Origin of the sequence: Erwinia sp. JUb26 (assembly GCF_003751505.1) — a bacterium.
Classification (GTDB): Bacteria; Pseudomonadota; Gammaproteobacteria; order Enterobacterales; family Enterobacteriaceae; genus Erwinia.
Genome location: NZ_RJVB01000001.1, coordinates 723,315 through 742,596, shown reverse-complemented (window position 1 = coordinate 742,596; position 19,282 = coordinate 723,315). Strand labels below are relative to the sequence as shown.

21 protein-coding genes are annotated in these 19,282 nt (G+C 57.9%); 9 read left to right on the top strand and 12 right to left on the bottom strand.

Annotated elements, in window-relative coordinates; translation table 11 throughout:
* Nucleotides 1-5 precede the first annotated feature (5 nt).
* From EC836_RS03515 to EC836_RS03505, 3 genes are all read left to right on the top strand, one after another.
* Entirely contained in the window at nt 6-1,199 is a 1,194-nt protein-coding gene (locus EC836_RS03515; protein WP_123330145.1) for a GTP-binding protein, read from the top strand.
* Between the two features lie 71 nt (nt 1,200-1,270).
* The gene (locus tag EC836_RS03510) at nt 1,271-1,648 is read left to right on the top strand and encodes a TraR/DksA C4-type zinc finger protein (protein ID WP_123330763.1); all 378 of its coding nucleotides are present in this window, start codon (nt 1,271-1,273) and stop codon (nt 1,646-1,648) included.
* Nucleotides 1,649-1,884: 236 nt separating this feature from the next.
* On the top strand, nt 1,885-2,097 hold the full coding sequence (locus EC836_RS03505) for a glycine zipper 2TM domain-containing protein (protein ID WP_105595629.1): 213 nt from the start codon (nt 1,885-1,887) through the stop codon (nt 2,095-2,097).
* A 97-nt stretch (nt 2,098-2,194) separates the two neighbouring features.
* Here EC836_RS03505 and EC836_RS03500 read toward each other — a convergent pair whose 3' ends face one another.
* From EC836_RS03500 to EC836_RS03445, 12 genes are all read right to left on the bottom strand, one after another.
* Nucleotides 2,195-3,694 (bottom strand): helix-hairpin-helix domain-containing protein, encoded by a 1,500-nt coding sequence (locus EC836_RS03500; protein WP_123330143.1) that lies wholly within the window; start codon nt 3,692-3,694, stop codon nt 2,195-2,197.
* A 30-nt stretch (nt 3,695-3,724) separates the two neighbouring features.
* Nucleotides 3,725-5,467 (bottom strand): PP2C family serine/threonine-protein phosphatase, encoded by a 1,743-nt coding sequence (locus EC836_RS03495; RefSeq protein WP_370346500.1) that lies wholly within the window; start codon nt 5,465-5,467, stop codon nt 3,725-3,727.
* Complete coding sequence (locus tag EC836_RS03490; protein ID WP_123330141.1) at nt 5,464-6,510, bottom strand: TerY-C metal binding domain-containing protein; 1,047 nt, start codon at nt 6,508-6,510, stop codon at nt 5,464-5,466. Before EC836_RS03490 ends, EC836_RS03495 begins: the two co-directional genes overlap by 4 nt.
* 93 nt (nt 6,511-6,603) lie before the next feature.
* Nucleotides 6,604-7,242 (bottom strand): VWA domain-containing protein, encoded by a 639-nt coding sequence (locus tag EC836_RS03485; RefSeq protein ID WP_123330139.1) that lies wholly within the window; start codon nt 7,240-7,242, stop codon nt 6,604-6,606.
* Complete coding sequence (locus EC836_RS03480) at nt 7,239-7,883, bottom strand: TerD family protein (RefSeq protein ID WP_123330137.1); 645 nt, start codon at nt 7,881-7,883, stop codon at nt 7,239-7,241. Before EC836_RS03480 ends, EC836_RS03485 begins: the two co-directional genes overlap by 4 nt.
* Nucleotides 7,884-7,892: 9 nt before the next feature.
* Complete coding sequence (locus tag EC836_RS03475; RefSeq protein WP_123330135.1) at nt 7,893-8,531, bottom strand: VWA domain-containing protein; 639 nt, start codon at nt 8,529-8,531, stop codon at nt 7,893-7,895.
* Between the two features lie 262 nt (nt 8,532-8,793).
* Nucleotides 8,794-9,267, bottom strand: a complete 474-nt coding sequence (locus tag EC836_RS03470; RefSeq protein WP_123330133.1) for a tellurium resistance protein TerW — start codon at nt 9,265-9,267, stop codon at nt 8,794-8,796.
* A gap of 93 nt (nt 9,268-9,360) precedes the next feature.
* Nucleotides 9,361-10,317, bottom strand: a complete 957-nt coding sequence (locus tag EC836_RS03465; protein WP_123330131.1) for an HpcH/HpaI aldolase/citrate lyase family protein — start codon at nt 10,315-10,317, stop codon at nt 9,361-9,363.
* A complete protein-coding gene (locus tag EC836_RS03460; protein ID WP_123330129.1) occupies nt 10,317-11,390 on the bottom strand; it encodes a cysteine protease StiP family protein in 1,074 nt (357 codons plus the stop codon). Before EC836_RS03460 ends, EC836_RS03465 begins: the two co-directional genes overlap by 1 nt.
* A complete protein-coding gene (locus EC836_RS03455; RefSeq protein ID WP_123330127.1) occupies nt 11,383-12,165 on the bottom strand; it encodes a hypothetical protein in 783 nt (260 codons plus the stop codon). Before EC836_RS03455 ends, EC836_RS03460 begins: the two co-directional genes overlap by 8 nt.
* The gene (locus tag EC836_RS03450) at nt 12,158-13,297 is read right to left on the bottom strand and encodes a phosphoribosyltransferase domain-containing protein (protein WP_123330126.1); all 1,140 of its coding nucleotides are present in this window, start codon (nt 13,295-13,297) and stop codon (nt 12,158-12,160) included. Before EC836_RS03450 ends, EC836_RS03455 begins: the two co-directional genes overlap by 8 nt.
* Before the next feature lie 10 nt (nt 13,298-13,307).
* Nucleotides 13,308-14,363, bottom strand: coding sequence for an ATP-grasp domain-containing protein (locus EC836_RS03445; protein WP_123330124.1), 1,056 nt, complete (start codon nt 14,361-14,363; stop codon nt 13,308-13,310).
* Between the two features lie 327 nt (nt 14,364-14,690).
* On the opposite strand from EC836_RS03445, the gene EC836_RS03440 reads away from it, so the two are divergent.
* From EC836_RS03440 to EC836_RS03415, 6 genes are all read left to right on the top strand, one after another.
* Complete coding sequence (locus EC836_RS03440; RefSeq protein ID WP_123330122.1) at nt 14,691-15,272, top strand: TerD family protein; 582 nt, start codon at nt 14,691-14,693, stop codon at nt 15,270-15,272.
* The gene (locus tag EC836_RS03435) at nt 15,272-16,450 is read left to right on the top strand and encodes a TerD family protein (protein WP_123330120.1); all 1,179 of its coding nucleotides are present in this window, start codon (nt 15,272-15,274) and stop codon (nt 16,448-16,450) included. The genes EC836_RS03440 and EC836_RS03435 overlap by 1 nt, the downstream gene beginning before the upstream one ends.
* 22 nt (nt 16,451-16,472) lie before the next feature.
* Nucleotides 16,473-16,928: a tellurite resistance TerB family protein gene (locus EC836_RS03430; protein ID WP_123330118.1), complete on the top strand. Its 456-nt coding sequence runs from the start codon at nt 16,473-16,475 to the stop codon at nt 16,926-16,928.
* A 23-nt stretch (nt 16,929-16,951) separates the two neighbouring features.
* Entirely contained in the window at nt 16,952-17,989 is a 1,038-nt protein-coding gene (locus EC836_RS03425; protein WP_123330116.1) for a TerC/Alx family metal homeostasis membrane protein, read from the top strand.
* A 58-nt stretch (nt 17,990-18,047) separates the two neighbouring features.
* The gene (gene terD, locus EC836_RS03420; RefSeq protein ID WP_123330114.1) at nt 18,048-18,626 is read left to right on the top strand and encodes a tellurium resistance membrane protein TerD; all 579 of its coding nucleotides are present in this window, start codon (nt 18,048-18,050) and stop codon (nt 18,624-18,626) included.
* Between the two features lie 72 nt (nt 18,627-18,698).
* The gene (locus EC836_RS03415) at nt 18,699-19,274 is read left to right on the top strand and encodes a TerD family protein (protein WP_123330113.1); all 576 of its coding nucleotides are present in this window, start codon (nt 18,699-18,701) and stop codon (nt 19,272-19,274) included.
* Nucleotides 19,275-19,282: the final 8 nt, after the last annotated feature.

Here is a 19,282-nt window from a genome sequence, read left to right as displayed (position 1 = left end):
GTATCATGCAGCGCATCCCTCTGACCATTCTCAACGGTTTCCTGGGCGCAGGGAAAACCACCTTACTGAAAAGTTTACTGATGCAGGCGCAGAATCAGCAGCTGAACGTCAGCGTGATCGTCAACGATATGAGCGAGCTGGACGTCGACGGCGTGCTGATTGCCAATACCGAACTGGTGGGGCAGCAGCGGCAAAACTTTATCTCAATTGCTGCCGACAGCATCAGTAGCCCGACCGGAGTGAACAGGCTTGCGGAGGCTCTCGAACAGCTGGCGGTTCATCAGCCCGATATGATCCTGCTGGAAACGTCCGGCAGCAGCCATCCGCTGCCGCTGATTAAACTGCTGCGCGATCATCCCCTGATACAGCTACGGGGCTTTCTGTCGCTAATTGATGCGGTGATGCTGCAAAGCGACTATGACGGCGGTGAACAGCTAATCCCACGCTGGCAGCGCAATCTGCAACAGCAACGTGGCGGGGTCGAAAATTTGCTGGCCGGACAAATCCTGTTTTGCAGCCATCTGATGCTGACTAAAGTCGATCGCCTGAACGCCGATACCGTACTGGATATTGCTCACGCCGTGCATCCCATCAATCCGGCAGTAGCGGTAATGGCGCTGCCGTGGGGAAATCTGCCGATTAACGAGCTGCTGGCGTACCCCGATTACAATTTCCACCGCGTGGCGAAACTGGTGGAAGAACTGGAGGCTGAGCTGGAGCAGTTCAGCGATACCGGCGCACCTTACGATATCGAATCGCGGGTGATTACGGATGACCGACCGTTCCATCCGCAGCGACTGTGGGACACTTATCAGCAGTTTCTTGGTGCCGGTATCCATCGCAGCAAGGGCTTTTTCTGGTTGCCGGGCCGTGACGATCTGGCGCTGCTGTGGAATCAGGCGGCGGGAAGCATCAGTCTGGAATTTATCAGCTACTGGAAAGCGGGCGTGCTGGGGCATGAAAACAGCCTGCTGAATAACGAAGAACGGCGCATCCTGCAACAACAGCTGGATGCCATGCCGGGGCGTTTTGGCGATCGCCGCTGTAGCCTGACGGTCATCGGCCTTGCCGAACAGCTCGACCCGTTTGTTTCGGCGCTACGGCGCTGTTTCCTCAGCGAAGAGGAAATTGACTGGTGGCAGCAGGGCGGCATCTTTGCCGATCCCTGGCCGAAAAGCGTTGCCAGACTGAAGTCGTGAATCTGAACTGACGATTAACCATGGAGGCCCGCGTGCCACAGAGCAGTAAAGAAGAGCAGAAGCTGCTGGCAATGTCGCCTGCAGACTATATGAATCCACAGCAGCTGGCATTTTTTCAGCTGCGTTTACAGCAGGATAAGCAGGAACTGCTGGCGCATATCGACCAGCTGAAAGCCGGTTTACAGTGGGGGGATAATCAGGGAGATGAGGCCGATAAGGCGCTGCGCGAAGAAGAGCTGAGGCTGCTGCTGCGCCAGATCGATCGCGAAAGCCGCCTGCTGCCGAAAATTGATGCCGCACTGCTGCGCATCAGAAAGGGGGAGTACGGCTACTGTCTGGAATCCGGCGATCCTATTGGCCTGCCGCGCCTGCTGCTGCGGCCAACCGCCGAACTGAGCATCGACGTTAAAATGACTCACGAAATGAAAGAAGCCGCGTGGCGAAAATAGCCCATGCAGATCTTTTGCACTGGGCGGGCTACCAGACAGCCAGGCATTCTCCTAAACGGATAACTCAAGCGTTCATGCCGCTGAGAAATAGGAATTTTTACCTGTTGTAGTCGGCGGACAAGCAGTAAATTTCAGCCATCGGCAGCGCGGGATAATACCGCAAACGTTGCCGGACAAAAAACAATCATAAACAACGTTTCTACCTGCCATTATTGCTGATGGTAATGAGGTTAATCATGCTTTTAAAACGCAGCTTTTCTGTAGCAGTCGTGGTACTGCTGACGCTTTCGATTACTGCCTGTGGACATATGTCTAACCGTGGCAGAAATACGGCGATTGGTGCAGGTATTGGTGCGATTGGCGGTGCGGTTCTGACCGGAGGAAGTTCTCTGGGCACCGTCGGCGGCGCGGCAGTCGGGGGCATTATTGGCCACCAGATTAGCCGCTGATTGATTGGGTGAAATGCGATGCGCTGCGGGTGCCCACCCGCAGTCATCACGCCGCCGGATCCGCAGGCAAACCCGCGGATCCGGCCGCTGAACGGTGTTAATTCGTCACCAGCTGTACAACTACCAGCCTGCCACCTTCCTCCGTCGACAGCACAAACTGCGTGCCGTCCTCCAGCGCCAGCTTATCGCCGATGGCGATCGCCTTTTTATCCGGCAGCGACATCAGCCCCGTAATGCCTTCATTCACCAGCCACCAGCGATCGTTATGGAACACAAAATAGCCCACGCGCTTTTTCTGCGCGTCGGTGGTGCGTTCATTGGGGGCGATCAGGCGGTTAACGTGCCAGGCATACAGTGACTGCCCGCTCCACACCATCAGCCGGTGATCGTCCGGGCGGTAGCTGCCCGCTTTGCGTGAGGAATAGAGGTTGAGGATCGGCAATTTGCCTTTGTACGGCGTGCTGCAGTACGGACAAACCGGTTTCGTTTTACCGGAGAAAACGTACCACTCCTGCTCGCAGTCCTTGTTCTGGCAGGGCTGGATCAGATCCACCGTTTTCACCAGCGCCGTTTCCCATTCATCGGCGGTGGGCCGTTTAGCCGGGTCGTGCAGCCCGTCAATAAACGCCTTGTCAAACAGCGGCGTCAGGTACGGCCCCATAATGGTGTAGGGGATCTTTTGCGGATCGGCCCACGGCAGGGATGCCGGACTGGCCTGGCCGACCTTCACCGCATTGCTGCGGTCAGTCGGGTGCTCAATAAACAACGCACGTTCTCCCATCGCCAGCGACTCATCGCGCATTTCATCATCCATATCGTGGATTTTGCCGCCGCGCAGCGGATGGCGATAGAAAAGATACATATAGATCAGTACCGCCAGCGCGTGGCGGTCGGTGCTGATGCTGGGCAGAATACGCTGCGGGTCATCCTTCGGCAGGTGGCTGGTGCGCACCACCTCGGGGGCGATAAAATCCGGCGTGCCGACCACGTCCGGCGGATATTTCCCTGGTACCACCAGGCCATCGATATCAATCACGCAGGCGTGGCCCTGTTCCGGATCGATCAGCACGTTCTTATAACTGAGATCGCTGTGGCACAGCCCGGCAGCATGCATCCGGCGCACCGCGCGCGTTAGCAGCAGGCAGACCTTCAGGTAGCTCAGGGTATTGCCGCGCTCGCGGGGATCGAGGAATTTATTCTGGTTGCTGGCGCTGGCAAACCATTTTCCCTCTTTCTCCCGGCCTTTGATGTTAAGAAAGTCGTTATTTTTCGAGCCGTACTTAAAGAAGAAGTGCGGCTGATAGCAGGGGACTACAATCCCGGTTTTCCCTTCATGCTGAACGACGCTGGTTGGCCAGCAGAATACGCTGCGCCAGTAGTCGCCGCCGGACTGTTCAAAAATATTTTTCCGGTAGCGCCCGGTGATCATGTCGATGCGCTCTTTGGCCTGGGCGTTCTGCGGCTGCTTATAAAACGCCACCACGTAAGACTTATCCGGCGAGAAATAGACATCTTTCATTGAGCCGGAACCGATGATCTCATCAACGTACTGGATGGTTTCACCATCCGTGGTGGTGCAGGTAATAATATTTGCCATAGTCATTTACCCGAAATCAGGTTCAGCCGTTTACCAGGATGCGACAATTGTCCGGTCATCGTGGTTGCCGGGGGAGAAGAAGTTCAGCCAGTCGGCCAGCCTTTCCGCCGCGTGCGGCTCGTCGGCCAGGCACGGGGCGATCTCTGTTACCAGGGCATCCCATTTATCCGCGTTGCGCAGGCCGTTATCGGTTTCAAACCACGGGTCGGAAACCCCGTCGGTGACCAGCAGCAGGTGCGAAATCTCCGGCCATTTGCCGATGCTGATGCGCTTGCTGAATTCCGGGTCGGCGACGGCTTCGGCATCCAGGAAGCGGGTTTGTCCGGCATATTCGCCGCTGTCCGGGGTGCCCAACACGCGCACTTTTCCTGCCGGGCCGTAGGCGGCAATCGCGCCGTCGCCCATCCAGAACGCGGCGGCAAACAGCTCATCGCCGCAGCGCAGGGACACGGTGGCCAGCAGGGTGGTGGAATAGGATTTCACGCTCTCAGCGAGCTGGCTGGCTTCGCCGGTGATGGCGTTTACCGCGGCAATCGATGCCTGATGGAACTGGCGAATGAAGGTGGCCCCGACCGCCTGCCGATCCTCGCTGCTCCAGTTCTGCACCTGCTGCCCCAATAACTGCCCCCGTTCGCCGCTCAGCAGCGCGACGAGGTGGTCAGCCACGCAGCGGGTGGCAATCTGCGATCCCCGCCGCGAGTTTTTTGCGCTGCCCGCGCCGTCGGCGACCAGCATGATGCTCCAGCCGCTTTCATTGCAGTGGTGAATGGCAAAATCATCATCGCGGAACGATCCGACGTGTTCGTGAGATCGCCCACGGCGGCTGGCGGCGGCAATGCGAGTTCCCGGCTCCACGATCTGCCGGTGGTCGATATTCGGTTTGAAGTAGCGATCGTCCGCCGGAGGTTCAACAATCTTCCACAGGCTGCGTGGGTCGGGATTGATGATAAACAGCTGTTCCTGCGGGTACGGCGGGCGATCCCGCCAGCGCCAGTGAACCAGCAGGGTGATATCGCCGCTGGTGGTCGGCGTTCCCGACAGCACGCCGCTGGTTTTGTCGAAGTAAAGTCCGAAGGCGTCGGGGAAAGTGACGTCTTCCACGCTGACCGGCTCGCCGTTATCCAGCCGTACCTCAACCCGCGCGCTGAACGGCGTGCCGACGCGGGCGTTGGGCAGGCTGATTTTTGCGCGCGGCAGCGGCGGAACCGGTGCGGGCGGCGCTGTGACCGCCGCGACGGGCACCTGGCCGGGGCGCAGAGGCAGCGGAGCGTTTGGAAGAGGGCTGGCAGATTGTGCAACAACGCTATTCTGGGACAGTTCAGGCGTTTGCGACTGCGCGGCATCACCAGTGGTAATCATATTGTCAGCGCCGGTGATGCCGTCATCGTAGGCTGATTTATCCGATGTTTCGATCTCACTCTCCGGTTTTGTCGCCGCTTTACCGTTAACCAGCTCGGCGAAATAAAACGCCAGCGGCAGCCAGGTTAGCGCGTGTGGAGCGGGCGGTGGCATGGCCGGGTTGATAGATTGATTCAACACCGGAGCAGACAATACATTCGCCGCCGTATCAACGTTCGCTACCTGGGTGTTGTCTTCCCTGCCGGAGTCGGTGGGCGTCAGCTTTAGCGAGACCCGCTTAATCAGCATATTCAGCAGAAACGAAATATCGTTATCGGCCAGCAGGGCATCCCGCACTCCCACATCGTCCTGCGCCGCGTGCCCGTCCAGCAGCACCGCCAGCAGCCGCTGACGAAGTTCCGTGTTATCCATCATCCTCGTCCCCGATTAACGTCGAAATCCTGTTCGCCGCCTTCATCGCTGAAGGACAGCCCTTTCTCACACCACGGGCAGGTCACATCGTCCGGCCCGTTGATGCACAGCAGTCCGCCGCAGGCACAGAGGGCAAATGCGCTACCGTTGCCGCAGTGCGGGCAGCCGGGCACGCCGTGCAGCTCGGCGGTATTGACCTGAAGCGCCGACGCGGAGGCATCGCTCCACGCAAAATAGTCTTCATCGATCGGGTAGCAGCCCGCCAGATTAAAACCGTTGATATTCAGTTTGAAATCCAGCGAGGAGAGGTTAACCGCCGGGCGCTCGTACTTCATCAGATACGGACGGCGCGAGCGCGAGCAGCGGCCGGTAAGGATCACGCAGGTTTCATCGCTGGCGCGGGCCACCTCGTCTTTTGCCAACCGGACGATGGAGCCGGTCGTGGGCAGCGGCGGCGCGGCGGTGGCAGATTCGCCGACGCTGCGGCTGTGGGCGGAAACCGAGGCGGTGATCCACTTGATAAACTGGGTAAAATCGCTCTCTTTCGCGTCGTTAAACAGCAGCACGTTGTCGGTCAGCTGGCGTAGGATATTCAGATCGGCACCCGAGCCAATGCCGATGGCGATCAGGTTCACGCGGCTGGCATACTGCTCTTTCCAGCGGCGGATTTCGGCAGAGACATCGTCGGTGGGGCGGCCATCGGTCAGTAGATAAACCACCGGTTTCCAGTCGCCTTTGCGCTCGGCGGTGGTTTTACGCACCTGCAAATCGATCTGACGGGTCAGCTCGCGCAGCGCCGCGCCCAGGCTGGTGCCGCCGCCGATGGGCAGACGCGGCGGATAAAACGACGCCGACTCGACCAGCGGCACGATAGTTTTCGCCACCCCGGCGAAGGCAATCACCGACACCCAGGCGGTTTCCAGCGCGTGGGGATCTTTCTTCAGGTCGTTAACGATGGTTTGCAGACCCTGGTTCATTTTTTGCAGATTTTCCCCGACCATCGATTCCGAACAGTCGAGGATAAAGAATATGGGCAGTCTTCTCATGCTGACATTCCCCAGAAAGGGCAGATACGCCGCAGCGGCAGGCCGGGCGGCAAAAAGCGGGCAACGACGAAAGTGCGTACGCTGCCCGACGGTTTACAGCACCAGCTGAATTTCCGGCGGTGGCGGCGGCAGGCTGTCCTGGGTAGCGTTGATCCCGGCGCTGCTGCTGCCGGACGCAACGCTGGCCGATACCCACTTGAAGAAGCCGGAGAAGGCCGTGGAGTCCAGCGTTTCCAGCGCCACCACCTGGGAGGTGAGCTGCTTGAGCGGTTCGTGCTTCGCTTTGCTACCCACCGCACAGGCGATAATCGCCCCGAACGACCGTTTTTTTATCTCGGGGATCGCTTCGCTGTAGGCCAGGCTGTCCGACGGCGTACCGTCGGTCATCAGGAACACCAGCGGACGCCAGTCGCCTTTCCGGTCGCCGTCCGAGCGCTGAATATCGCGGTCGACGCAGTGCATCAGGCACTCCAACGCCGCGCCGGTAAAGGTGCCTCCGGCGCTCGGCACCACGATATCGGTAAACTGAAAGGCTTCCAGCGCGGTCAGCGGAGTATGCTCGCGTGCTTCATTATCGAAGGTGATAATCGAAATATGCACGCTTTCCAGCGCGTAGGGATCCTGGCGCAGCGCGCTGAGCATCGCCTGGATGCCAACGTTAACCGCGTGAATGGATTCACCGCGCATCGACCCGGAGGTATCAATCAGCAGATAGACCGGTAATCTTCTCATCGCATGTAGTTCTTCAGATGCGACACGAAAGTGTCGGACTCGGAAGGCTCACCGATGGCGTTCAGCTTCCAGCCGGTGCTCTCACGCACCAGTTCGGCAAACAGCATCGAACGCTGATTGCTGAAAGCGCTGCCGCCGGAGAGATCGAAGCGGGCCATTTCCACATTGCGGGCATCGACCGCGCGGATAAAGGCGTTCTGTACCTTGCCAAAGTGCTGCTGCAGCTGCACGCCGTTATAAATCTGCACGATAAAGACGATCTTCTCGTAGCGGGCATCCAGCGTATTGAGCTTAACGATGATTTGCTCATCATCACCGTCGCCTTCGCCGGTGCGGTTGTCACCGGTCAGCCAGATCTGGCCGGATTTATGGCGCAGGCTGTTAAAGAAAATGATGTCGCCATCGACCAGGGTCGGCTTACCGTTTTCCGTTTTACCTAAGTCGGCCACTTTGCCTGCGGCATCGCAGAGAAACGCCACCACGTCGAGGTCATACTCCGGTTCTTTCTTACCGAATAAACCACCCAGCAGGCCTTTTTTCTCTTCGTTAATGTCCCAGCCCAGCCCGATGGTCACGGATGACAGATCGTGCTCGTTTTTACGCAGGCTGACGCCTTGTCCTTTTTTTAAGCTGACTGACATAATCTCTCCTTATAAAACGACGTTAACTTCCGGCGGCGGCGGGGGCAGGTCGTCGAGCCCGATCACCTCTTTTTTGCCGGATTCCACCTTCTGGCTGCCGACGGAAATACTGGCGGAAACCCATTTAAAGAAGGCTTTGATTGAAGAGGAATCGGCGGTATCCAGCTGCAGCACGATCTCGGTGATCTCCTGCAGGACTTTGGTTTCGGCCGCGTGGCCTGCGGCACAGGCAACGACCACGCCGGTGCGCGCCGCCTTGAACTCGTTCACGCCTTTGCGCCAGTCGTCGGTCGGCGCTCCGTCGGTCATGATAAACACCAGCGGTCGCCAGTCGCCCTTGGTTTCGGCGGTGGTTTTCTGCACCTCTTCACCGATGCGGGTAGCAACCAGCGACAGCGCATCACCCAGTGCGGTGGTGCCGCTGGCGGTCAGTTCAGGCAGGTTGAAGCTAATCAGATCGGTCAGCGGTACGGCCTGACGGGCTGTGGAGTCGAAGGTAATCACGGAAACCCAGGCGGTTTCCAGCGCGTAGGGATCCTGCCTCAGGGTGGAAAGCAGCATCTGCACGCCGTTTTTCACCGCTTCGATTGGCTCTCCGGTCATCGACCCGGACGTATCAAGTAAAAGGTAAACCGGCAGTCTTCTCATCGGGCTATCCTGCTGTTGAGATGGAGGTGGGTTTTGCAGCTAAATTTTATCCGGTTGTTATCTCAGTAGAAACGGTAATGTGTCAAGTCTGGTTAACCGGTCCGGGGAAGCATACTGCGGCGGCCAGCTGGCGGTTTAACGCCGGGAGCCGCGGCGGTCAGGGCTGGCAGGATGCGTTTTATACGGCAAAAGCAGCAGGGCTATCTGAAAGACGACGTGGGATTGAAGCGAGGTAGGGCCGAGGGGAAAAGCAGCGTCAGGTTCAGCTGCTCTTTTTTTGCGCCATGGCGTTGCGAATGAGCTCATCAATACCGTGCGCCACGGCCATATCCACCGCCTCGCTGCGGGTGATCTCCTGTAATCTGGAGAGGCGATCGATTTTGCGCAGCAGCGACATGCGCAGCGAAAGCGACACCGCTTTTTTCTTATCCTTATCGAGAAACACCCGGCTGACGGCCTCAGTCGGTTTCATCTCGGCGTTTTCCGTCAGCGCCTCGTTCATCCGGCGCAGGGCTTTTTTATCCAACTGACCGGCAGCAGTAAGCTGATAGGAATGACTGGCCTTACTGTATTTGATTTCCGCGGCGTAAGACTCGCGCAGCTCTTTCAGCGCGCGGGTTAGTGTCGGTTCAGAACAGTCCAACGCGGTAATAATGCTCTCGGCAGAAACGGGTTTACCCGGGCCGAGAAGGGTCGCCAGTTTATAAATTCGGGCCTGTCGGGTACTGAGATGCATAATAATTCGCTGCCTGGATTTATCATTACAGTTCAATGGCCTGTCAGCATAGCACGTGAAGACTTTTGCTGGCAGGATCGTCTGAGGGTTCGCTCAGCTTTTGGTCAGCGCGGTCATCAACCTTATCGTATCCGGGGTTTTCTCGCTGATGATGCCGTACACCTGAGCGCGGGCCAGGATCGTCGAGGCCCAGCGGCGATGGGTGGCCGGTTCGCACATCGCGCCCTGCGATTTAAACACCGCCTGGCTGGAGTTGAGGATGCGCAGGGCATCAGCATGATCGCTGGCCGACACCATCAGCGCCGCTTCGATGATGCCAATCTGGCTGGGGTGAATGGCAGTTTTACCCACCAGACCGTGCAGCATATCGAGGGCCAGCTCGCGATCCATGATTTGGCGATCGTCGATGTGTTCGCACACCGGCGCGGTCAGGGCAAAATCCCTGGTGGCGAACACCGCAACCAGCATTTTAATCACGTAGCCCATAGGGCTGTCGTACAGGGTGAATTCCCGCGAGCGGCGTAGCGAGACCACGTTCATCAAGTCGTTGCCGCCGATGCGCAGGGCGATAATGCGCTGACGGCAGGGGTGATTGGCCAGCGCCGCAGCCAGCTCACGCATCTGCACCACGTCGAACACCTCTTCGGTTTCCAGCGTCGGCATCATGCACAGGTGCGTGTCTTTCAGCATTGTCCACCAGACCGGCAGGCAGTGGCGGGTAAATTTGGGCAGCACCAGACCATCCACTCCGCTCAGATCCCAGTCGGCGGCCAGTTCGGCGCCCATGGTGATATCGCGCGGGCGAACAAAGACCAGTGGCCAGTTTTCGTTACCCTGTAACTTTTTTGCTTCTGCCAGGCGCGCCAGCACCTGCCGCAGATTACGGCGGGCAACGGGGATATCGGCATCGCTGACCGCATCTTCCAGACAGATAACCAGCGAGCGCAGGCCATCAATCTTGTTATTCAGCACGGTTTCAGTAATGTCCGTGCGGGTGGCGGGCATATACAGCGTTGCGCCCAGACGCCAGGGGGAAAGCCGTTCGTTCATCAGAGTACCTTCTTGATAATGGTCACCGCCCGGTACTGGCCAATGGCCTCGCCCACGGCGTTGACCGCGATACCTTTTTCACGCGCCAGGTGCAGCAGCAGGGCCACATCGGCATCCTTTTCAGACCGGACCAGCACGTGATCCGGCACGCGGCGCAGTACGGCGCGGGTCGCTTCGGCAATGCCAGGTTTGATGCGGTTAATGCTGTCGATATCATACTGCTGCGCCAGCTGCTTAATCACCGCTTCACTCTGCTGCCGCAGCCCGTCATTTTGCTGCGGATCCCACTCGCAGGCCTTAACCTCTCCCAGCCGGCGACGGTGGGCGGCGACCGTATCTACCAGGTGACGGCTGCATTCAAAGCGTTCGAGATGATGGCAAATCACGCAGCCGTGGAATCCTTCGGTGCGCAAGATAGAACGGGAAATCATGCCGGAAACCGGTGCGCCCATGATGCCAAACGGGATCAGCCAGTCATCGTCGCTGGCCGACAGCCACGATCGTCCGCAGGGATCGGCCAGCACCACCAGGCGAGGATAAACCGGATAGCCCGGGCGATCCTTCAGGGAGCGGATCAGCTCGCCGGTGATGGCACCTTTACCGGTCCAGCCGTCAACGAAAACAAGGCCTTCCGTGCCGTGCCGCTGTTCTATCCAGTCCAGCGCGGCGCTGTCTATGCCGCGATCGCGAATAATGCTGATACCGTAATGATAAGACTCTTTTCCGCAGTCGCGCAGCGCCTGCTGCAGCATCACGCCCAGCGGCACACCGGCACGCACCAGGCTTGCCAGCACCACCGGCGTATCGGGAAAGCGCTCAATCAGCGCCTGCGCCAGCATTGCCACCTCTTTTGCCAGCCGCTCCGCACCGTGCTCAAGCGCGCGGGCAAACAGATCCAGATGCCATTCGGTTGGCTCCGGCTCCTGGCTCAGCATTTCGGAATAGTGCTTCGCGCCTGACTGGATCAACGCTTCTTTGCGATCTACCGGGGTCATTTCCATTTCAACCGGCGTCAGCAGAAAGTGAACGTCCTGCGGGTGATAGGATCCTGAAAACGGCACAAAATCAGTCATGGTCCGGCTCCCTGAACAGCGCCTGGTTTATATGGTCGGCAAACTGGCTCTGGCGCGGCAGGCCGTACCAGCTGCACAGCTTCATAAAGCGGTGATCGCTGAGGCTGTCGCCGAGGCCAATCACCGGAAACACGCCGCGCTCGGCGCGCAGGCGCTCCAGCAGGAAGCTGACCGCCAGTCCCTTTTCCACCACCACCGGCAGCCACGCGACGTTGTTGCTGTTGCGATGGATATACCAGCCCGCGGTGGGGAACCGCTGTTCGATCTCGTCGGCGATGGCGTAAAGTTCGTCCAGTTTCGTGCTGTCGCGATGCTTCATCACCAGATAGATCGGCGTCTGCTCATATTCATAATTAATACGCGCCCAGCCGTTGATATTACGTTCCGCCATCAGTTCGGTGATTTGCTGCTGCATGGCAAGCAGCTGCGCCGCGTAGGGGGCGAGTTTTGCCAGCATCAGCGCCTGCCATTCGGCATCCGCTTCGCCCTCGGGATTGAGGATCACCGCACCGTGGGTGGCCACCGCCCAGGAGCGGAAGGGGATTTCGACCCGCGCGATCTCCTCTGTACCGCGCGCGGTCACCGGGATGAGATCGCCGTGCTCCAGCATCCAGTCAACCAGCATGGCCTGTTCTTCGGTCATAAAGCTGCGCGGCTGCAGGCTGCGGTCCAGCGCGCCGGTGCGGAACGGCTCCAGCGCCAGCTCGTCCACCATCTTGCGGCGGGTCTGGAACAGGGTGTCGTCGAGATCGGAAAAAATTACCGGCTTATTCATAGCTCAGCACCTCAACCTTTGGAGCTACTTTCGACAGCGCCGCAATCAGGATCGGGTCGAGGCTGTCCGCTGGCGTTTCGCTGCACAGCAGGATGCGGTCAAACTGCTGATGGGCCACGTTGTAAACATAGTTCGGAATCCCCAGTCCGTAATTATCGCTGAACGCAATCGCCGACTGAATGGCAAATCCGGTGGCAATCGGGGAACGGGTGGTGGAGCTGTACTTCACCTCGGCTCCCTGCTGCTCAAGGCGTTCCGCCAGCAGGAACGGCTCCCAGATGAATTCGCTGGTGCCGAGCACGAGGATCTTTTCGCCCGGAGCCACGGCGATATCGTTGCCGAGATCGCCCGCCGGCGCGGCCATCCCCAGGCGGCCCCAGTTTTGCCGCCCGGTCACCGGCACGCTGCCGCGCGCGGTCACGTTCACCGCCGGCATCACCGGTACCGGCGCCTCCGGATTTTTCTCCCAGTGCCAGTCGCCGCGCACCAGCGCCACGGTGGTCACCGGCAGCGGGCAAGCTTTGGCAATCGCGTCGCCGCTCCAGTCGGTGAGCGTGACGGTAATCACCCGTTCAATGGCGGTCAGGCCGCCTTCGGCTCTCAGCGCGGCCAGCAGGTTGATAAAGGTGTTGCCGGTGGTGGCTTCATCATCGATCAACACCAGCGTACGCGCGTTCTGCACCCGGCGGCGTAGTTCGGCGTCATCGGGCAGATAGAGCAGGTGGTCGGTGGCGTGGCTATGATCCTCTTTAAACTTACACAGCAGCTCGCCGCTGACCGGATGGCGAGTGGAGCTGAGATAGACCGACTCCGACGCGCGATTGCGCATCTCATCAAATACGCCCGCGCCCAGGCCCACGGCGGTTTCTGCCATGCCGATAAACAGCACCGGACCGTCGGGAATGACCGGGAACTGCGTGGCCAACTGGCGGTAAACGCCGCGCATGGTGGCCGGACTAACGGGAATGTGCCGGCCCAGCACTTTACTGACAAACAGGAAGGCCCGTTTCGGATTGCGGCGTTCGGCCACGTCGAAAAGGTCGTCCAGCGGAAGGGCGCTGCCTTCCGGCGTGACGCTCAGCGTGCCGCAGGTTAACGTTTTGCGCCACGGCGGCGAGGGGATTGTGGTCATCTTCGTTTCCTTACGGGATCAGGTTGGTCAGCGTTTCATAACGCACGACATCGGTAATGGATCGCACGGTGGCGGGCGCAAAATCACGACTGGCGCTGTCGCGAACCTGTTCTGCGGTCATCAGGCCAAGGCGGCGCAGGGCGAACAGGCCGGGCAGATTCACACCGCTGAAGCGGGTGTAGCCGATGCCGCCGGAAGGGCGCATGTTGATCTCCAGCAGCAGCGGTTTGCCATTCGCATCATGGCGGGTCTGCACGTTCACCAACCCGTCAGCCTGCATCGCTTCGGCGCAGGCGCGGCCAAGCTCGTAAGCTTCACCGCTGTTCTCCAGATGCTGCAGCGCGCCGTCTTTGCGCCGTGCTACGGCCGCCAGCACCGCACCTTTTTCAACCAGCATATCCACGGAATATTCCGGGCCGGGCAGCCAGGGCATCAGCACCAGCGGTTCAACCACTTCGGCGGCTTCCAGCGCCTGTAAATAGAAGTGCGGATGAACCCGGCGGCTGTCGGGATGAGTAAATGCGGCCATTGGCGCGGCAGATTCATCAAAACGCCAGAATCCCATGCCATAAATACCGGTAACCGGCTTCACGCACAGCGGCGCATCGCCAAAAGGCGAATCCAGCAGCAGCTGACGCAGCTGTTCGGTGGATTCAACGCGAACGGAGGGCACGACCGGCAGCCCACGCTGCGCCATCGCTTCGGCAAAGCTGACCTTGTCGTCGGCGAGATCCAGCATCTCAAGGTGGGTGGCGCCGGTGGTGAGGCTGGCACCGCTGGCTTCAATCTGCTCGCGATGGGATTCGAACCAGCGCGCGTTGCGCCCGGTGTGAATCGCCCGAATGCGGTGCTGAGCGACCTGCGCCAGAATAAACGCCAGCCGCTGCTCGTCTTCGGCGGGCTCAATCAGCGCGTAGTCGGCCTGGGAAAGGATTTCATTACGCTGATGGCGGTGAGAGGCAAAAACGGTAATCGGCTGCTGCGATGCTTCAGCCCCCGCGGTGATGCCCTGAATAATATCGCGCTGTGAGGACAGACCTTCCATCAGCCAAATGTTCATTGTCATTCTATAGTTATCCGGTAGGGGCGAAGTTGCACAGCAAATAAGCATCGAGTGTAGGGAGCCAGGAGAATGTTGTCAATCATATTATGATTAACGTAAAGACGTACCGCTTTCATCTAAAGAAATGTAAATTTCGCGGTGAATTGTTTATTTTGCACAGAAATAAACTCGAATTTAATTTAATAAAATCATGTAGATAAATCTTTTACCTTTTGCAAATTAAAAAAGTGTCTTGTGCATGAACTTCATCATGATATGATTTTCTACCTCAAGGATTGTGACGTAAAAGTCAGTCGCCTTTTTCATTACTCATCTTAAGGAATTATGACCATGGTTTCATTAAGCAAGAACCAGACTGTATCACTCAGCAAGCAGTCTTCCGCGATCGATAAACTGCATTTCGGCCTGGGCTGGGATCCGGTAAAGAAGAAAGGCCTGTTTGGTAAGATCTTTGGCGGCGATGGTGACATCGACCTCGATGCAGGCTGCGTATTGCTGGATAAATCAGGTAGCGAAATCGACACCATCTGGTTCCGTAAGCTCAAGTCCGACTGCGGTTCAGTGGTTCACAGCGGCGACAACCTGACCGGAGAAGGCGACGGCGATGATGAAATCATTAACGTTGAACTGTCGCGTCTGCCTGCCGACGTGGAGTATCTGGCCTTTACCGTCAACAGCTTCCGCGGCCAGTCGTTTAACGATGTGGAAAACGCCTTCTGTCGCGTGGTGGATCAGGCTGGTAAAGAGCTGGCCCGCTATCAGCTGACCGAGCAGGGCGCACATACCGGCATCGTTATCGCCTCTCTGCACCGCAATCATGGCCTTTGGGACTTCACTGCCCACGGTAAAGCGTGCAGTGGCCGTACCATCGACGCGATGCACACCGATATCGTTGCCACGGTGGTGCGCTAATGAATATGACCCCGGGGGGCAATGCCCCCGTACCCGTTCAGACCCTGACCGTTCGTGTGTTATCCGGCGCTGCGGTTGATGCCTCCGCCTTCCGTCTGTTTGAAAACGGTAAGGTGCAGGGCGATGCCGATATGGTGTTTTACGGTCAGACGCAGAACAACGATGGCACTATCAGCCTGAACGCGCAGGGCAATAACACGGCGTTCACCGTCGATCTCAGCCGGCTGCACGCCGCGGTGCAGAAAGTGGCGTTTACCGTCACCTGCGACGGCGCGCAAACCGTGGCCGGCCTGCAGCGCCTGGCGATTCAGGTGGAATCCGCGGGCGAAGTGCTGCTGAACGGGACCGTTGATATCAGCGGACGCAAGGAAGCCGCCCTGATCCTCGGCGAATTTTATCGCCGCAACGCGGAGTGGAAATTCCGCTTCATCGCTCAGGGCTTTAACGGCGGGCTGAAGCCGCTGGCCGAACACTTTGGCGTGGATGTGGCGGATACCCCGGCGCCGGCACCTGCGGCCGCTCCGGCTCCGACGGCTGCCCCGACGCCAGCACCCGCGCCGGCCAGTAAGATCAGCCTGAGCAAGGTGACGCTGACCAAAGAGAAACCGGCAATCAGCCTGACCAAGCGCGATAACTTCGGTGAGATCCGCATCAACCTGAACTGGCATCGCGCCCCGGCTTCATCGGGCGGGCTGAAAGGGTTCTTCGGCGGTAATAAAGGCATCGATCTGGATATCGGCGCGTTTGTGGAGCTGAACGACGGCAGCAAGGGCGTGATTCAGGCGCTGGGCAACACGTTTGGTTCATTCAACGACAAGCCTTACGTTCATCTGAAGGGCGATGACCGCACCGGCTCGGTCAGCGACGGCGAATGGATGTATATCAACGGCCGCGAGTGGAAACAGATCCGCGAAGTGCTGATCTACGCCTTTATCTACGAAGGCGTACCGAGCTGGGATAAAACCGACGGCGTCGTGACGCTGCATATCCCGGACCAGCCGCCGATTGAAACACGTCTGACCGAAGGGCAGGACCGTCGCAATATGTGTGCGATTGCCCGGCTGGTGAACGAAAACGGCAATATCAAAGTCGAACGTATTAACCAGTTCTTTAAAGGCCATTCCGACATGGATGAAGCCTTTGGCTGGGGATTTCGCTGGAAAGCGGGTTCTAAATAATTATTCACAGAGGAAAGTAGATATGGGTTTCTTTGACAAGGTAAAAGGCGCATTCAACACCAGCCGCGACGAGCTGACCAGGCAGGTGAGCCGTTTCAAGAACAAAAAATTCATGCAGGGCACCGTGGCCGTTTGTGCGCGTATTGCGGTCGCCAGCGACGGCGTTAGCGCGGAAGAGAAGCAGAAGATGATTGGCTTCCTGCGCGCGTCCGATGAGCTCAAGGTGTTCGATACCACCGAAGTTATCGAATTCTTTAACAAACTGGTGACCAGCTTCGATTTCGATATTGAAATCGGTAAAGGTGAAACCATGAAGTACATCCTGGCCCTCAAAGACCAGCCGGAAGCGGCTCAGCTGGCCCTGCGCGTTGGTATCGCAGTCGCCAAAAGCGACGGTAACTTTGACCCGGATGAGCAGCGCGCCGTTCGCGAAATTGCTATCGCGCTCGGTTTTGAACCGGCTGAATTCGGCCTTTGATGTCACACCTTTAAGGGTTAACTATGGTATCCACGCATATCGGCTTTCCGACTGAGACAGTCATTGTTTTTGTAGTACTGGCTGTCGGAGCCATTCTTATTGACCTGTTCATGCATCGCGATGACAAGCCAATATCGCTGAAAAGTGCAGCGCTGTGGTCTCTGTTTTGGGTCGCGGTTGCCCTGGGCTTTGCCGGCTTCCTGTACATTCACCACGGCGCAGAAGTGGCCAGCCTGTTTGTTACCGGTTATGCGCTGGAGAAAGTGCTGTCGGTAGATAACCTGTTCGTGATGATGGCGATTTTCTCGTGGTTTGCCGTACCGGACCGCTACCGTCACCGCGTGCTGTACTGGGGGATCATCGGTGCCATCGTCTTCAGGGGTATCTTTGTGGCGATTGGTACCGGGCTGCTCAGCCTCGGGCCATACGTTGAGGTTGTCTTCGCGATTATCGTGGCCTGGACGGCGGTGATGATGCTGAAAAGCGGCGACGACAGCGAAGAAATCGAAGACTACTCGCAGCATCTGGCCTACCGGATGGTGAAACGCTTCTTCCCAATCTGGCCGAAAATCAGAGGCAACGCCTTTGTGCTGAGCCAGAAGGAAGTGGACGCCGAGCTGGCGAAACCGGAAAACAAAGACGTGACCATTGGTCGCGGTGCGAAAGCCTGGCGCTATGCGACGCCGCTGTTCCTTTGCGTGGCGGTGGTTGAGCTGTCCGACGTGATGTTCGCCTTCGACTCCGTACCGGCGATCATTGCCGTCAGCCGTGAGCCGCTGATTGTGTACAGTGCCATGATGTTCGCTATCCTTGGCCTGCGTACTTTGTACTTTGTTCTGGAAGCGTTAAAACAGTATCTGGTACATCTGGAGAAGGCCGTTATCGTTCTGCTGTTCTTCATCGCGGCGAAACTGGGTCTTAATGCCACCGACCATATCTGGCATCATGGCTATAGCATTTCGGCGACGACCAGCCTGTTTGTGGTTCTGGGCGTACTGGCGGTGGGGATTATCCTCAGCGTGATGTTCCCGGGCAAACCCGATGCTGAGGAAGAAAAGTAAGGGCGGTAGTCCCTGCTTCTGAAAACGAATTCGAAAATCTAATTATGAGGAAAATATAATGAGCGTTTCTTTATCCAAAGGCGGCAACGTATCTCTGAGCAAAGCAGCACCAACCATGAAAAATGTTCTGGTCGGTCTGGGTTGGGATGCACGTTCTACCGATGGTCAGGACTTTGACCTGGATGCGTCAGCGTTTCTGCTGTCCGCCAGCGGCAAGGTTCGTGGCGATGCTGACTTCATTTTCTACAATAATCTGACGTCTTCCGACGGTTCCGTCAGCCACACCGGCGACAACCGCACCGGCGAAGGCGACGGTGATGACGAATCACTGAAAATTAAACTGGACCTGATCCCGGGCGACGTCGACAAAATCGTTTTCGTGGTCACCATCCACGATGCACAGGCCCGTCGTCAGAGCTTTGGTCAGGTTTCCGGTGCGTTTATCCGCCTGGTGAACGACGACAACCAGACTGAAGTGGCGCGTTACGATCTGACCGAAGATGCTTCCACGGAAACCGCGATGCTTTTCGGCGAGCTGTATCGCCACGGTGCTGAGTGGAAATTCCGCGCGGTTGGTCAGGGTTATGCCGGTGGTCTGGCATCCGTCTGCGCGCAGTACGGTATCAACGCATCCTGATAGCTTCACTCTTTGTTCCAACCGGGCAGTAAGACGCTGCCCGAACCACCCATTATCAGCAGGAGCATTAAAATGGCAGTTTCTCTCGTAAAAGGCGGCAACGTATCTCTCACCAAAGAAGCACCAACCATGAACATCGCCATGGCCGGTCTGGGCTGGGATGCTCGCGTAACCGACGGCCAGGACTTTGACCTGGATGCTTCAGTCTTTATGGTTGGTGAAGATGGCAAAGTGCTGAACGACAGCGGCTTTATCTTCTTCAACAACAAGCTGAGCAGCTGTGGCTCCGTTGAGCACCAGGGCGACAACCGCACCGGTGCGGGTGATGGTGACGATGAGCAGGTCAAAATTGAACTGAGCAAAATCCCGGCCGATGTGAAAAAACTGGTCTTCGCGGTTACCATCTATGATGCGGAAGCGCGTAAGCAGAACTTCGGCATGGTCAGCAACAGCTTTATGCGTATCTACAACAACGACAACGGCACTGAAATCGCCCGTTTCGACCTGTCTGAAGATGCCTCTACCGAAACCGCGATGGTCTTCGGTGAGCTGTACCGCCACGGTGCAGAGTGGAAGTTTAAAGCGGTAGGCCAGGGCTTTGCCGGTGGCCTGTCCGCGCTGGCTTCCCAGCACGGCGTTAACGTCTGATAATCAGA